This is a genomic window from Tepidimonas taiwanensis, assembly GCF_020162115.1.
GTDB classification, from domain to species: Bacteria; Pseudomonadota; Gammaproteobacteria; order Burkholderiales; family Burkholderiaceae_C; genus Tepidimonas; species Tepidimonas taiwanensis.
The window spans coordinates 1,861,461-1,874,806 of sequence record NZ_CP083911.1; the positions used below are offsets into that span (position 1 = coordinate 1,861,461).

13 protein-coding genes and 2 pseudogenes are annotated in these 13,346 nt (G+C 63.2%); 11 read left to right on the top strand and 4 right to left on the bottom strand.

Going from position 1 to position 13,346, the window contains the following annotated elements; translation table 11 throughout:
- Positions 1 to 44: 44 nt before the first annotated feature.
- From LCC91_RS08780 to LCC91_RS08790, 3 genes are all read left to right on the top strand, one after another.
- Positions 45 to 362, top strand: coding sequence for a nucleotidyltransferase family protein (locus LCC91_RS08780; RefSeq protein WP_221934162.1), 318 nt, complete (start codon positions 45 to 47; stop codon positions 360 to 362).
- 111 nt (positions 363 to 473) lie between these two features.
- Complete coding sequence (locus LCC91_RS08785) at positions 474 to 2,255, top strand: sigma-54-dependent transcriptional regulator (RefSeq protein WP_043698435.1); 1,782 nt, start codon at positions 474 to 476, stop codon at positions 2,253 to 2,255.
- Between the two features lie 307 nt (positions 2,256 to 2,562).
- Positions 2,563 to 3,845 (top strand): IS3 family transposase gene (locus LCC91_RS08790; RefSeq protein WP_224440894.1). Its coding sequence is split into 2 segments (ribosomal slippage): positions 2,563 to 2,899 and positions 2,899 to 3,845, totalling 1,284 coding nucleotides; the frame shifts between segments, so codons are not numbered across the junction.
- A 27-nt stretch (positions 3,846 to 3,872) separates the two neighbouring features.
- Here LCC91_RS08790 and LCC91_RS08795 read toward each other — a convergent pair.
- On the bottom strand, positions 3,873 to 4,103 hold the full coding sequence (locus tag LCC91_RS08795; protein WP_224440895.1) for a PIN domain-containing protein: 231 nt from the start codon (positions 4,101 to 4,103) through the stop codon (positions 3,873 to 3,875).
- Positions 4,103 to 4,354, bottom strand: coding sequence for a hypothetical protein (locus LCC91_RS08800; RefSeq protein ID WP_043702202.1), 252 nt, complete (start codon positions 4,352 to 4,354; stop codon positions 4,103 to 4,105). The genes LCC91_RS08795 and LCC91_RS08800 overlap by 1 nt, the downstream gene beginning before the upstream one ends.
- 216 nt (positions 4,355 to 4,570) lie before the next feature.
- Here LCC91_RS08800 and LCC91_RS08805 point away from each other — a divergent pair, with 216 nt between their 5' ends.
- From LCC91_RS08805 to LCC91_RS08840, 8 genes and pseudogenes are all read left to right on the top strand, one after another.
- Positions 4,571 to 5,023, top strand: a complete 453-nt coding sequence (locus tag LCC91_RS08805; RefSeq protein WP_052231658.1) for an HI0074 family nucleotidyltransferase substrate-binding subunit — start codon at positions 4,571 to 4,573, stop codon at positions 5,021 to 5,023.
- Complete coding sequence (locus LCC91_RS08810; protein WP_043702191.1) at positions 5,020 to 5,325, top strand: nucleotidyltransferase family protein; 306 nt, start codon at positions 5,020 to 5,022, stop codon at positions 5,323 to 5,325. Before LCC91_RS08805 ends, LCC91_RS08810 begins: the two co-directional genes overlap by 4 nt.
- A 204-nt stretch (positions 5,326 to 5,529) precedes the next feature.
- Positions 5,530 to 5,641 (top strand): annotated as a pseudogene (locus LCC91_RS13960) (prepilin-type N-terminal cleavage/methylation domain-containing protein); the annotation flags it as partial.
- A 257-nt stretch (positions 5,642 to 5,898) separates the two neighbouring features.
- Positions 5,899 to 6,285, top strand: a complete 387-nt coding sequence (locus LCC91_RS13885; protein ID WP_313904205.1) for a prepilin-type N-terminal cleavage/methylation domain-containing protein — start codon at positions 5,899 to 5,901, stop codon at positions 6,283 to 6,285.
- Positions 6,286 to 6,386: 101 nt separating this feature from the next.
- Complete coding sequence (locus LCC91_RS08825; RefSeq protein WP_143898532.1) at positions 6,387 to 8,282, top strand: hypothetical protein; 1,896 nt, start codon at positions 6,387 to 6,389, stop codon at positions 8,280 to 8,282.
- Positions 8,279 to 9,136 (top strand): glycosyltransferase family 2 protein, encoded by an 858-nt coding sequence (locus LCC91_RS08830; RefSeq protein WP_043702178.1) that lies wholly within the window; start codon positions 8,279 to 8,281, stop codon positions 9,134 to 9,136. Before LCC91_RS08825 ends, LCC91_RS08830 begins: the two co-directional genes overlap by 4 nt.
- A 52-nt stretch (positions 9,137 to 9,188) precedes the next feature.
- Entirely contained in the window at positions 9,189 to 10,259 is a 1,071-nt protein-coding gene (locus LCC91_RS08835) for a glycosyltransferase family 4 protein (protein WP_082007642.1), read from the top strand.
- A 3-nt stretch (positions 10,260 to 10,262) separates the two neighbouring features.
- A complete protein-coding gene (locus tag LCC91_RS08840) occupies positions 10,263 to 11,276 on the top strand; it encodes a glycosyltransferase family 4 protein (protein ID WP_043702174.1) in 1,014 nt (337 codons plus the stop codon).
- Positions 11,277 to 11,312: 36 nt separating this feature from the next.
- Here the strand turns inward: LCC91_RS08840 and LCC91_RS08845 are convergent.
- Both LCC91_RS08845 and LCC91_RS08850 read right to left on the bottom strand, forming a co-directional pair.
- Positions 11,313 to 11,825: pseudogene (locus tag LCC91_RS08845) on the bottom strand (nucleotide sugar dehydrogenase); the annotation flags it as partial.
- 433 nt (positions 11,826 to 12,258) lie between these two features.
- Positions 12,259 to 13,290 (bottom strand): IS5 family transposase, encoded by a 1,032-nt coding sequence (locus LCC91_RS08850; RefSeq protein ID WP_052231381.1) that lies wholly within the window; start codon positions 13,288 to 13,290, stop codon positions 12,259 to 12,261.
- Positions 13,291 to 13,346: the final 56 nt, after the last annotated feature.

Genomic DNA, 13,346 nt, shown 5'->3' on the forward strand with positions numbered 1-13,346 from the left:
CGAGGTAAGAGCGCTCAGCTGTTGACCGCCCGATGTTGGGTGCCGTGTTGCGATACGAGGTCGAGTCGATGGATCGGGACGACATCCTGGACACCCTGCGCCGCCAGCGCGCGTTGCTGGCCGAACGCTTTGGCGTGCGCGCCATCGCCTTATTCGGCAGCCAGGCGCGCGGCGACGCCACGCCATCGTCTGACATCGACCTGCTGGTCGAACTGGACCCCGCGCACCGCACACTGCGCAACTATTTTCAGTTGCGTGACCACCTCCAACAGGCACTCGGGTCACCCGTCGACATGAGCACCCCCGACGCCCTCAAGCCAGCCATCCGACACCGCGTGCAGTCAGAGGCGATCTATGCGTGAGCGCGCGAACTTCGCGATTTCTGGCACACCATACACGCCGAAATCCCTCCGCTGCTGGCGGCTGTCGAAGCGCTGCGTGCAGCAGTGGGGGATACGTAATGCAGCCACCTGATGACCTCCCCGCCCCCACCGCTGCTCATCGTCGAGGACGAACCCGACCTGCGCCAGCTCTACACGCTCGCGCTGGTCAAAGCCGGCGTGGACGCCGAAGCCGTGCCGGACCTCGCGCAGGCCCACGCGCGGCTGCGCGAGCGGCGCTACGCCGTCGTCCTCACCGACATGCGCCTGCCTGACGGAACAGGGCTGGAGCTGCTGCGAGCGCTCGCGCGCGAAGGCCGCAGCGAGCGCGCCATCGTCATCACCGCCTACGGCTCCGCCGACAACGCGGTCGAGGCGCTCAAGGCCGGCGCGTTCGATTACCTGACCAAACCCGTCGCCCCCGCGCGGCTGCGGCAGGCCGTGGCGGCCGCGTTGGCAGCGGGCGCACCGGGGCCGGACTTAGCCGCCCACAGCCCTTTGGGCGCAGGCTCCGTCAGCTCCCCCATCCAACCTTCCCCCTCGTCGCCCCACGCGGCATCCACCGCAGCGCACACGGCAAGGTCTCAACCGTCCCCGCCACCCTCCACCACGACGCCGCCGCTACTCCACCCCGCCGCGACGGATCCCGGTGCCGATTCGGCCATCGCCCTTCCACCCGAAACGTCCGCTGCAGGTGCGACCCCGCGGCGCATGTCCTCCGCCAGCGGCGCTACCGTGTGGAGCGCGCCCCCCGCCGAGAGCGTCCCTCTCCCGCCCGCGCTTGCGCGCCTCATCGGCGACTCACCCGCGATGCAGGCGGTGCGCGCCACCATCCTGCGCGTCGCGCGCACCATGGCCCCCGTGCTCGTCACCGGCGAGTCCGGCACCGGCAAGGAGCTCATCGCCCGCGCGCTGCACGCCTGCAGCCACCGCGCCAGCGGGCCGTTCGTGGCGGTCAACTGCGGTGCCATTCCCGCCGATCTGCTCGAGAGCGAACTCTTTGGCCACCGGCGCGGTGCCTTCACCGGCGCGCACAGCGACAAGCTGGGGCTCTTCCAGGCTGCCGCGGGCGGCACCCTGTTCCTCGACGAAGTGTCGGACCTGCCCCTGCCGATGCAGGTCAAACTGCTGCGCGCGCTGCAGGAACGCGCCGTGCGCCCCGTCGGTGCCACCGCCGAGGAACCGGTGGACGTTCGCATCGTCAGCGCCACGCACAAAGACCTCGAGCGCCTCGTGCAGACCGGCCAGTTCCGCCACGACCTGTACTACCGGCTCAACGTCATCCCCATCCGCGCCCCGGCGCTGCGCGAGCACCCGGAGGACCTGGAGGCGATTGCCGCCGCGGTGCTCGCGCAACTCACCCAGCGCGACGGGCTGCCGCACGTCCCCGCCCTCACCGACGCGGCGTTGGCCCGCCTGCGCGCGTACCCCTTCCCCGGCAACGTGCGTGAGCTGGAAAATCTGCTGGAGCGCGCCCTCGCCCTGCACCCCGGCGCGGTGCTGGACGCCGACGCCTTCCCCCTGCCCGGGTTCGACGCCGCGCCGCCTCTCGCAGGACCCAGCGCAGCCCCGCATGGAACCAGTCCCAACCGCACAGGGGCCGGCGCTCACATGGCCTCCGCCCTCCACGGCATGGGGGTCTCCGCCGAAAGCGCGGCCGCCGCCATCACGGTGGGCGCAGCCCCCTCGGACACCGCCCCCGCGCCGGATGGCGACACCACGGCCACCACCGAGCCACCGGACGCCCCTCTACCCCGTGCCCAGCTGGAAGCCCTGCTGCAGCGCAACCGCTGGAACCAATCCCGCACCGCGCGCGAACTCGGCTGGACGCTGGCCAAACTGCGCTACTGGATGCAGCGGCTCCGGGTGGGGTGAGCCGCCGGTGCGGGTAAGGGCCGGGGCGTCAACAGCGTTACAGCGTCACCACGTGCCGATCCGTAGCGCCCTGGATCACTACCACCGGAACCCGGGCATCAAACGTCACGAAACGACAGCCGTGGCGAACCGCCAACCCGAGCAGATAGGCATCCGTGATTTGCCGGTGCCCCAACACCCGGCTCCAGTCAATGGTCATCCCATCCAGCAAACTGTAGTCATCCGGCAGGAAAGCGTGCGACGTGAGATAGCCCCCTGAATCCCCGGACCCGTCCTATCGCTTATCGTTGAGGATAGGAGTAGGACTGTGAGTACGACCAGGCATACGGACACTGTTGAAGTCATCTTGAAAGACCAGCGCCGCAGGCGCTGGTCTGCTGCGGAGAAAGCCGCGCTGGTGCGGCGCACCTACGAGCCGGGCATGAGCGTGTCGCTGGTGGCGCGCCAGGAAGGTGTGGCTGCCAGCTTGCTGTTTCAGTGGAGAAAGCTCGATCGCCAAGGCGCCCTGACGGCCGTCAGGGCTGGGGAAGCGGTTGTGCCGGCCTCGGAACTGGCCGCTGCTCGAGCCGAGATCGCCAAGCTCCAGCGGGTGCTGGGCAAGAAGACCCTGGAGAACGAAATCCTCAAGGAAGCCGTGGAGTACGCCGCCGAAAAAAAGTGGATTGCGCGCTCGCCCTTGTTGCCCGGGGACGACCAATGAAGACGGTCTGCCGGGCGCTGGGCGTGGCGCGCTCGCATGTGCATGAGCGGCACCACCGCCGCGAGGACTGGCGCGATGCTCGCCAGGGGCGCACGCCAGCGGGCGATGCGCAGCTGCTGGCTGAGATCCGGGAGCAGATCGCCGATCTGCCCAGCTACGGGTATCGACGCGCCTGTGCCCTGGTCAACCGTCAGCGCAGCGCACAGGGCGGCACACGGGTCAACCCCAAACGGGTCTACCGCGTGATGGCCCAGGCCGGGCTGTTGCTGCCCAAGGCAGCCCGACGGCGCCATGGCAGCCGCAAGCACGAGGGTCGCGTTGCCGTGGGGCGCAGCGATATGCGCTGGTGCTCCGATGGGCTGCAGATCAAGTGCGACTCGGGGCAGACGGTGAGCGCCACGTTCACCAAAGATTGCTGCGACCGCGAAGTGATCGCCTGGCGGGCATGGGAGGGCAAAGGGCTGCCCGGTGAGCCGGTGCGCGAGATGTTGATCGAGGCGGTGGAAAAACGCTTTGGCTCGGTGGAGGCGCTGCCCCCTGATCACAGGCTGGAATTCCTCAGCGACAACGGCAGCGCCTACATCGCAGCCCAGACCCGAGCAGTGGCGCGTTCACTGGGCCTCAAGCCGATCAACACGCCGGTGTGCAGTCCGCAGAGCAACGGCATGGCCGAGAGCTTCGTCAACACGTTCAAGCGCGACTACGTGGCCCGCATGGACCTGAGCGATGCGGCCACCGTGCTGGCTCAGTTGCCAGCGGCATTCGAGCACTTCAACGAGGTGCATCCGCACTCGTCGTTGAAAATGCGTTCACCCAGAGAGTTCCGGCGGCATCAGGCCGCCCAGGCACGCCGCTCAACCATCAAGGACGCGGCGTTACGTTGCGAATAGGACGGGTCCGGGAATACGGGGGCAAGATCACGACGGATGCGCCGCCGCCTGGGCCAACCGCTCGGCCACCGCTCTCACTGGCAACGGTGACGGGTATCCGGGCTGCGACATGATGCGCAGGCAACCGTTTTGCGTCAGCGGGCACGACGCCCAGCCATGGTGAAGCTCCGCCGCCAGCCACTCGGTTGCCCGCGCATGATGGGCATGTCCGGCATCGAGCAGCGCGATCAGGACGTTCACGTCTAACAGCGCCCGCATCACGCCCCCTCGGCGTCACGTAGCCGGTCGATCAGCGCATTCGTGACCACCGTTCCCCGGGCCGGGAAGGGTACGAATCCGGCCACGGAAGCAGCCGTGCCGTCCCCCTGCGGCGCTGCCGCCGTTGCCGTACCCGTGAGGGCCTGGCGTACCAAGCGGGAAATCACCTTGCCCACCGCCGTGTTTTGCTGCCGGGCCAGCTCCTTGGCGGCTTCCAGCACATCCGGCTCCAAATCGATGGTCGTTCGCACTGTCACCCCTCTGATCATCGTGATGATGGTGCATCATGATGCCAAACCCCTCGCGTACCCGCAACGCATAGCGCGTGAACCTTCGCCGACTCGGCTGGACGCTGGCCAAACGGCGCTACGGGATGCAGCGGCTGGGAGTGGGGTCAGCACGCGCGGCGTAAACCGGCGTTGACAAGCGACCTTGCACCCAGGCGGATAACCGATACGATAGCCGCCATGACACCGCCGCCGATCGACCTCACCCCGCTGCGCAAGGCGCTCGACGCGCTGGATGGGGCACTGCACTACTGGCACGCGGAGCCGGACGACTCCGGCCGCAAGCCACACTTGCGCGCCGGGGTCATCCAATCCTTCGAATTCAGTTACGAACTCGCCGTGCGGCTGCTGCGCCGTGTCCTGATGGAGCGCGCGATCGCTGCGCCGCTGGTGGCGGACCTCTCCTTCAACGACTTGCTGCGCGCAGCGGCCGACGCTGGGCTGATCGCCGACCCCCTGACATGGCGTCGCTGGCGCGACTGGCGCAACCGCACCCGCCACGGTTACGACGAAACGCAGGCCGAATCGATCGCCAACGTCGCCCAGACCTTCGCCGGTGACGCGCGGGACCTGCTCAACCGTTTGGCGGACGCCATCGGCGACGGCGATCACCCGACAGCCAACCCCACATGACCGCCGCGCGGACCCTGCAGCTCACCGACGCGCAGCGCGCCACCCTGCGCCGTGCGCTGGACGCCACCGTCCCCGGCGCGCGGGTGGCCGTCTTTGGCTCCCGCGCCACGGGCCGCGCGCGACCGTTCTCGGACGTGGACCTGCTGATCCTGGACCCATCCCCGCTGCCGTGGGCGCAGCGCCTGGCACTGCTGGACGCGTTGGAAGCGAGTGACCTGCCCTTCCGCGTGGACGTGGTGGAAGCCGCCACCGTCCCGGACGCGATGCGCGAGCGGATTCTGGCGGAGGCCATCGCCCTTTGATCTCGTCGGCCGGAACATTAACTTTTGACGTTAATTTTTGATGTTGACGGCGTCTCCGGCGCTTTTGCAAACGGGCCCCTGTGGCCAAAATGCGACGGTAACGCCAGAACCCCGTCATCATGGCAAGCCCTGGCACGCTTCATGCTAATATCTTGGTGCCCCTCAGGGAGGGGCCACAAAACTGTCCAACAAAGGAGTAAACGCATGAAACGCATCCAACAAGGTTTTACCCTCATCGAACTGATGATCGTCGTCGCGATCATCGGCATTCTGGCGGCAATTGCGCTGCCGCAATACCGCGACTACACCCAACGCTCGGCCAACTCGGCCTGCTTGGGTGAAGCCAAAGCCTACATGGGCGCAGCGGTTGCCAATTTGGCCAACAACGTCGCTGCGGGCACTTACACGCCGTCTGCGTGCACCGCTATTAGTAGCGTTCCCACGAGTGCTAACTACGCTAACAACACGTCGATTGACTTCACAACTCCCTCGCGCGGTACCGCCGGACTGCGTCGCGACGTGCGCTGCGGTGCGGCTACCGGGGCTTGCCGTCTCCGGTGATGAGCGCCTTGCGTGAAGCCGCCGATGCCAACGCGTTACACCGATACGCAACTTAAAGGCTTCACGCTCATTGAACTCACAGTGGCCTTAGCGATCATTGCGATACTGGCAATGATCGCTTTTCCTTTATATCAGGGCTATCTGCAACGTAGCGCCAACGATGCCTGTTTGTACGAGGCGTCTGCCTACATGGCAGCAGTCGCGGCCGATCTGGCTGCCGAGCGGTCCGTGCCACCATACCAACGGTCTGCCTGCGCTGATGGCCCGTCCGCTAATCCCACCACAGCGCACTACAACGCCGACTTGACGATTACGTTTACCCCTCCAATCCGCGGCGCCGCCGCCCTCCACCGCGAAGTCGTTTGCCAAGTCGCTTCGCGGCCCTGCCGCCTTCGCTAACAACGAGTTGCTGCCCGGCAGGCAATCATTTACACTTACACCGTCACACACAAGAGCCGCTTATCGCGCCGTGCCGTTGCGCGACGCCATCGCCTCTAGCCATGCAAAATATTTTACGCTCAACGCAAAACGATGCACCCCCATCATTCTTTATTGCATTACTCATTTTAGGTGTCACGACTTTTTTTATTTACCAGATCGGCCTGCCCGGCGGCTTTATTCTGGACGACAACGCCAATATTCAAAAAAACAGCGCCCTGTTATTGGCCAAACCAAGCGACCTCAACTCTGTCCTATACGCCATCTACAGTTTTCAGCCTGGGGGTGGCACCCGGTCCCTTGCGATGCTCACCTTTATGCTCGATATTTGGCGCGGAGGACTTGAGCCCGAGGTCTTCAAAACTACCAACATCGCGCTGCACGCGGTCTGCGCCGTTATCCTTGCGGTGGTATTGCGCCAAATTTTGACCCTTGTTTGGCACCGCGAGGAAGCCACGGGATGGATTGCCGTCGGCCTGGCCGCCCTTTGGGCTCTGCACCCACTGCACGTATCCACCGTTCTGTATGCCGTCCAGCGCATGCAGATTCTATCGACGCTCTTTACCCTACTGGCAATCTCCACGTATCTCAGCGCACGCATCGCGCAAGCGTCAGCGCACTCCGGCCGACGCAGCCTATTACTCACCATTTTATGGGCAGGGCTGGCCTTTTTATCGAAAGAGGACGCAATTTTACTCCCCGTTTATACCGCGATCATCGAGCTAACTCTACTCAAATTCAAAGCCACGTCCGCACAAATAACCAAAATCTGGCGCAACACCTATTTGCTACTGGGAATCGCAAGCATTTTCCTTTTTTTCTCTGTCGCGCTGCCTCACTTTGGCACCACCACCCCTTACCCAGGCCGTGACTTCAATACCATTGAGCGTCTACTCACACAGACTCGGGTTCTATGGCTATATCTGTCGCAAATAATTTTTCCACACCCGAATCATCTTACCTTTTATTACGACCACTACCCCATCTCGCGCAGCCTCATCGATCCAATCACGACTTTACCGGCGTTGCTTGGTATTCTCTGGTTACTATATTATGCCTGGCAGGTTCGCCATGAGCACCCCCTGCGTGCGCTCGGACTGTTGTGGTTTTTCGCCGGCCATGCGCTGACCTCCAACATCATTCCGTTGGAGCTCGTTTTCGAACATCGCAACCACCTTCCGCTTGCTGGTCTCTGCCTGGTCGGCGCGGACATATTGCGCGCTATTTTTCAACCCTCCCAGAGATCCTCTCGATCGAGTGTTGTTGCGCTTGGAGGGACGCTTTCTGTAATTACTTTAACAGCCGCCACCGCCACCGTGTATCGAGCGCACCAATGGGGCGACGGCATGAGGCTTGCGCAGTATCACGTCAACATCGCCCCCGGTTCGGCCCGCGCTTGGATTGACTTGTGCAACCGGTATTACGAGTTGAGCATGGGGCAACCCGATCATCCGATGCTCCAGAAAGCCATCGACACCTGCACCACTGGTCACGCATTGGGTTACGATGCAATCTCGCAGACGAATGTCGTGATATATAAAGCAGTACAAGGCACGCTTTCTCCTGCAGACTGGGAGAGTTTACTGGAACGGCTCAAAACAGTCACCATAACGCCCGGAACGAAACAAGTCATTTGGAGTCTTGTCAGCAACAGCACCGGACAAACGCAGATCCGCCTTGATCCGGATCGCGTCGCCGAAGCAATCACGGTGATGACCTCCCGGACCACCTTTTCCGCGCGCGACTATCTGAATATCGCATATTTTATTCATAACTACACAACACACCCGGAACAAGCCATCGAATATATGCGAGATGTCATACGAGCAGGCAAAATCAATGATCCCGCCATCCTCCAGATGTTCAGAGACCTCAAAGAAAACTCCTATGACGATTGGCTTCAAGAATTAGAAGCTTTTGCTCGCGCCCAAGGAAAGCTCACCTCTGCTGTACCATGAATTCGAGAATAACGATCATTCTTCCGGCTCGCAATGAATCTGCCGGTCTCAAAACCTTACTGCCACGAATTTACGCCGCCGTGTCGTCTCCTGATGTCATCGTCGTCGACGATGGCTCGACCGACGATACCGCGGCTGTTGCAGAGGCGGCAGGCGCGCATGTCATCCGCCACCCCTACGGAATCGGGAACGGTGCGGCCATCAAAAGCGGTGCCCGCGCAGCCACCGGCGATGTCCTCATCTTCATGGACGCCGATGGACAACACGAGCCCGCCGACATCCCGCGGCTCCTTTCCAAGCTCGACGAGGGCTACGATATGGTCGTCGGTGCGCGTGGGAGCGCCTCCCAAGCGAATATCGGTCGAAGGCTCGCCAACCGGCTCTACAACAGCGTAGCCACCTACATGACGGGCCACCGTATCGAGGATTTGACCTCCGGTTTTCGTGCGGTTAATGCGAAAAAATTCCGCGAGTTCCTGTATTTGCTGCCCAACGGGTTCTCGTACCCCACCACGGTCACGATGGCTTTTTTCCGAAGCGGGTATCCGATAGCGTATTTACCGATAACCGCCCATAAGCGGATCGGCAAGAGCCATATCCGCCCCCTGCGCGACGGCGTTCGCTTCCTGCTGATCATTTTCAAAATCGCCACCCTCTATTCGCCGCTCAAACTCTTCGGACCGGTGGCGCTCGGTTTTTTTGCCGCGGGGATGGGGTGGTACGTCCACACCTATCTCACGCAGGGGCGATTCACCAACATGAGTGCACTGTTGATAAGCGCGAGCGTGATCGTCTTTCTGATTGGGTTGGTGTCGGAGCAGATCACCGCGTTACTTTATAAACGTGAGGGGTGAGGTGAGTCGGCTCCTTCTGATCACGCGCAACTTCCCGCCGCTTTGGGGTGGGATGGAACGGCTCAACTGCCACCTCGCCGACGAGCTGGCCAAGGGATTTGCGCTCAGCGTCGTGGCCCCTGTAGGTGCCAGCCGCTACGCCCCTGCCGGTACAAAAGTGCGCGAGGTGGCGCTGGCGCCTTTGTGGCGCTTTTTGTCTGGGGCTTCCTTGGCCGCTGGGCGCGAAGCGTGCCGCCTGCGTCCGCAATGGATTCTGGCGGGCAGCGGGCTCACCGCGCCGCTCGCGCTGGGAGCAGCGCGGAGTTGTGGCGCGCGCGCGGCGGTCTATGTGCATGGACTGGACGTCTCCGTGCCGCACTCGATCTATCGCACCCTGTGGTTGCCGGCACTGCGCCGTGCCGATCGGATTATTGCCAACAGCACCGCAACCGCCCAACTGGCGGAATCGGTTGGTGTACCGCCCGAGCGGATCACCATCGTTCATCCCGGTGTGAGCGTGCCGACATTCGACCCCGATGCAAGGGCACGTTTCCGGCAACGTTGGGGGCTGCCGCCGGATGCCCCCGTGCTCCTTTCGGTCGGACGGCTCACCGCGCGCAAGGGGGTGCGCGAATTTGTGCGCGAGGTGCTGCCGCGGATCGTGCAGGTACGTCCCGACGCGCTGTTGCTCATCGTGGGCGATGTCCCCAAGCAGGCACTCTATGCTGAGGCGCAGACCCCGCAGAGTATCCTAGCCGTTGCCGAAGCGATCGGTTTAGCCAACCACGTACGCTGGCTGGGTAGCCTTTTTGGAGAAGCGCTCACCGACGCCTACTTCGGCGCCGACGTGCATGTGTTTCCGGTCCGCAACCTGCCAAACGACCCCGAAGGGTTTGGTATGGTCGCAGTAGAGGCGGCCGCTCATGGGCTGCCCACTGTCGCCTACGCGACGGGAGGGGTCACCGACGCGGTGGCCGATGGCATCTCTGGGCATCTGGTGGCACCTGGAGATCAGGAGGGGTTTGTGGCTGCCGTGCTGCGTCTCCTCGCGCAGCCTGCAGACCCCACGCGCTGCCGCGAATTCGCCCAACGATTTGCCTGGACGCGTTTCGGGGAACAAATTCGAAGCGTACTTCAGAGTTGAGCGATGGCACACGATCTGGCCGTATGGTTTCCGGCAATCCGGGCTGGTAGTGGCGCCGACATTTTTACCGAACGGCTGTGCGCTGCGCTGAATGCGCGCGGCATCCGCGCTGAGATCACCTGGTTGCCGCTGCGCGCCGAATACGCCCCGTGGAGCGTATCGGTGCCAAAACCGCCGGAGTGGGCAACGGTGGCACACGTCAACTCCTGGCTGCCGCAGCGTTTTTGGCCGCGCGCTCTGCCAGTGGTGTGTACGCTGCATTCGTGCGTCCATGACCCGGCGCTCGACCCCTTCAAACGCCCTGTGCAGCGGCTTTATCATCGATGGTGGGTCCATGGCATCGAACGCGCAGCGCTGATACGCGCTCAACGCGTGGTCGCAGTCAGCCACTATACAGCGAAGGCAGCATCTGCCGCCTTTGGAATCGAAGAAATCTCGGTCATCCCGAACGGGATCGATACGAATTTTTTTACCCCGATCGCGCGCACACAACCTTACCACCCCTTTCGTCTCCTCTATGTCGGTAATTGGAGTGCGCTTAAGGGGGTTGATCTGCTCGCCCCTATCATGACCGCCTTGGGCGCCGGCTTCGAGCTTTATTACACCACCGACCGAGCGGGCCGTCACAAGCGCTACGCGTTGCCGGGCAACTGCCACTCGCTGGGGCGGCTCGACGCCAAGAGCCTACGCCAAAGCTATCAGCAAGCCGACGCGCTGCTCTTTCCCAGTCGGCTGGAAGGACTGCCGCTCACCGTTATCGAAGCGATGGCTTGCGGCCTGCCGGTGATTGCCGCGCGCTCCTCCTCCCTGCCTGAAGTGGTCGAGGATGGTGTCACGGGACTCCTCTGCCCGGTGGATGCGGTAGACGCCTTCGTCTCGGCAGCGCAGCGCTTGGCGAATGACCCGGCGCTTTGGCAGTCGATGCGCGAGGCGGCGCGGGCGCGCGCCACCGCGTGCTTCGACGAGCAAGTGCTCTTAGCGCGGTACCTGGAGCGCTATCGACGGGTACTAGGCTAGCTCTACGCCAGCGGTTCCAGCCAACGATAGGGCGCCGATCATTTTGACCCCAACGGGGTTGAGTCCCCGGCGGATCATGAGTTTGATTGTGTCCCCGGCCACATACGCGCTCAAGCGGTCGTTGATGCGCCGTCCGGCCAGGATGACCTCGGGGTGATAGCCAACTTCCTGCGCCTTGTGGGTGAGGTAGTAGGGGTCGACGCCGATGCAGTGGCCGCCGACGAGGCCGGGGCGGAAAGGCAGGAAGTTCCACTTGGTGCCCGCGGCTTCCAGCACCTCCAGCGTATCGATGCCCAGCTTGCCAAAGAGGATCGCCAGCTCGTTCATCAGCGCGATGTTGAGGTCGCGCTGGGTGTTTTCGATGACTTTGGCAGCCTCCGCGACTTTGATGGAACTGGCCTTGTGGGTGCCGGCGGTGATGATACTGGCGTAGAGGGCATCGACAGCGTCGGCCACCTCGGGGGTAGAGCCGCTGGTAACTTTTTTGATCGTGGTGAGCCGATGCGCTTTGTCGCCGGGGTTGATCCGCTCGGGGCTGTAGCCGCAGTAGTCGCCCCTGATTTATTCATAAATCATTGATTTTTCATTTATTTGGCCGACTTTTGAAGTACAATATCTCCCAGAGACCGTTGCACAACCCCGCCGAGCGGGAGCTTCCTCTCGTTTCCGTCGCTCGTTTGCCTCTTTTTTGAGCAGCCTGCGGGCCGTTTTTCCCTCTTTCGCCCGCCTCGGGCGGGGCTTTGGCGGGCTTTTCGCCCGCCTTTGGCCTCACGCGTGCGCACTTGCCCCCTGTGTCTGCAGCCGCATGAGTTTGCGGTGGGCCTTGAGCAGGTTGAAAAGACCGTTGCACAACCCCGCTCAGCGAGAGCTTCCTCTCGTTTCCGTCGCTTGGATGCCTCTTTTTTGAGCAGCCTGCGGGCCATTTCTCCCTTTTTCGCCCGCCTCGGGCGGGCTTTGGCGGGCTTTTCACCCGCTTCTGCCCTCACGCGGGCGCACTGCCCCCATGAGCCTGCAGTCGCATGAGTTTGCGGTGGGCCTTGAGCAGGTTGAAGCCGATGGCCGCCCAGCACATTTGCGCCTGCACCTTCGCCCGCCCGAAGTACCGGGCACGATCCAGATGGAAGCGCCGCTTCATCGTCCCGAAGCTCTGCTCGACCTTGAAGCGCAAGCCGCCGATCAAGCGGTTGAGCGCCTTGAACACCGGATCGAGGGGATGTCCTCGCGTGGCCTTGTGCTGGATGAAGTCGGTGATACCGCGCTCACGCAGATACTGTCGGTTGGCAGCGCTGGCATAACCCTTGTCTGCCAGGAGTCCGTCGGGCGTGGCGCCGGTGGCGGCGATGTGGGCTTCGATGACAGCGGGCAGTTTGTTGACTTCGGCCTCGTTGGCCGGGTGGACTTCGACGTGCTGCACATAGCCGTCTTCGGTGTCCGTGGTGGCGTAGCCGCGATAGCCGTGGTAAGACTGTTTGCCTTTCTTGACCCAGCGCGCATCCGCATCGGCGCTGGTGGTCATGTGGGGCTCCTCTTCACTGACGTCGATGGTCACGCGCGGACGTGCCGCGCTCTCGATAATGGTGGCGTCCACGATCGCCCCTGTGCTGCCCTGGACTTTGACGCCGATGGCTTCGAGCTGGCGGTTGATACACCCAAGCAGCCGCTGATCGAGCTTGGCTTGTACCAGCCGGTTGCGAAAGCGACAGATGGTGCTGGCATCAGGCATCTCCCCAGCCGAGGGGTCAAAGCCACAGAAGACCATGAAGTCGATGCGCACCTTGAGCGCCCGCTCCAGTTCCGCATCCGACAGTCCATGCCACTGGCCCAGCAGCATCAGCTTGAACATCGCCAGCGGCGCGTACGGCTCGGGGCCGCCGCCGCGGGTGAGCTCACGCCGGTACAGGCCCTTGAGCTGCGCACCGATGGCTTGCCAGTCGATGAGCTGGTGCAGCTTGTAGGTCGGCGTGTCTTCGATCAGGGGCCGTGCGCCCAGCAGGCAGAAGCTCTCGCTGGTCATGGTCTTGCGGCAGCGGCTGTTGCGTTACCCGTATTGGACATCACCCAGGTCACGCA

Excerpts from the sequence above, each read along its gene's own strand:
- LCC91_RS08785 (WP_043698435.1), top strand. The coding sequence starts at position 474 with ATGACCTCCCCGCCCCCACCGCTGCTCATCGTCGAGGACGAACCCGAC.
- LCC91_RS08795 (WP_224440895.1), bottom strand. The coding sequence starts at position 4,103 with ATGCGGGCGCTGTTAGACGTGAACGTCCTGATCGCGCTGCTCGATGCC.
- LCC91_RS08805 (WP_052231658.1), top strand. The coding sequence starts at position 4,571 with ATGACACCGCCGCCGATCGACCTCACCCCGCTGCGCAAGGCGCTCGAC.
- LCC91_RS08810 (WP_043702191.1), top strand. The coding sequence starts at position 5,020 with ATGACCGCCGCGCGGACCCTGCAGCTCACCGACGCGCAGCGCGCCACC.
- LCC91_RS08825 (WP_143898532.1), top strand. The coding sequence starts at position 6,387 with ATGCAAAATATTTTACGCTCAACGCAAAACGATGCACCCCCATCATTC.
- LCC91_RS08830 (WP_043702178.1), top strand. The coding sequence starts at position 8,279 with ATGAATTCGAGAATAACGATCATTCTTCCGGCTCGCAATGAATCTGCC.
- LCC91_RS08835 (WP_082007642.1), top strand. The coding sequence starts at position 9,189 with ATGGAACGGCTCAACTGCCACCTCGCCGACGAGCTGGCCAAGGGATTT.
- LCC91_RS08840 (WP_043702174.1), top strand. The coding sequence starts at position 10,263 with ATGGCACACGATCTGGCCGTATGGTTTCCGGCAATCCGGGCTGGTAGT.
- LCC91_RS08850 (WP_052231381.1), bottom strand. The coding sequence starts at position 13,290 with ATGACCAGCGAGAGCTTCTGCCTGCTGGGCGCACGGCCCCTGATCGAA.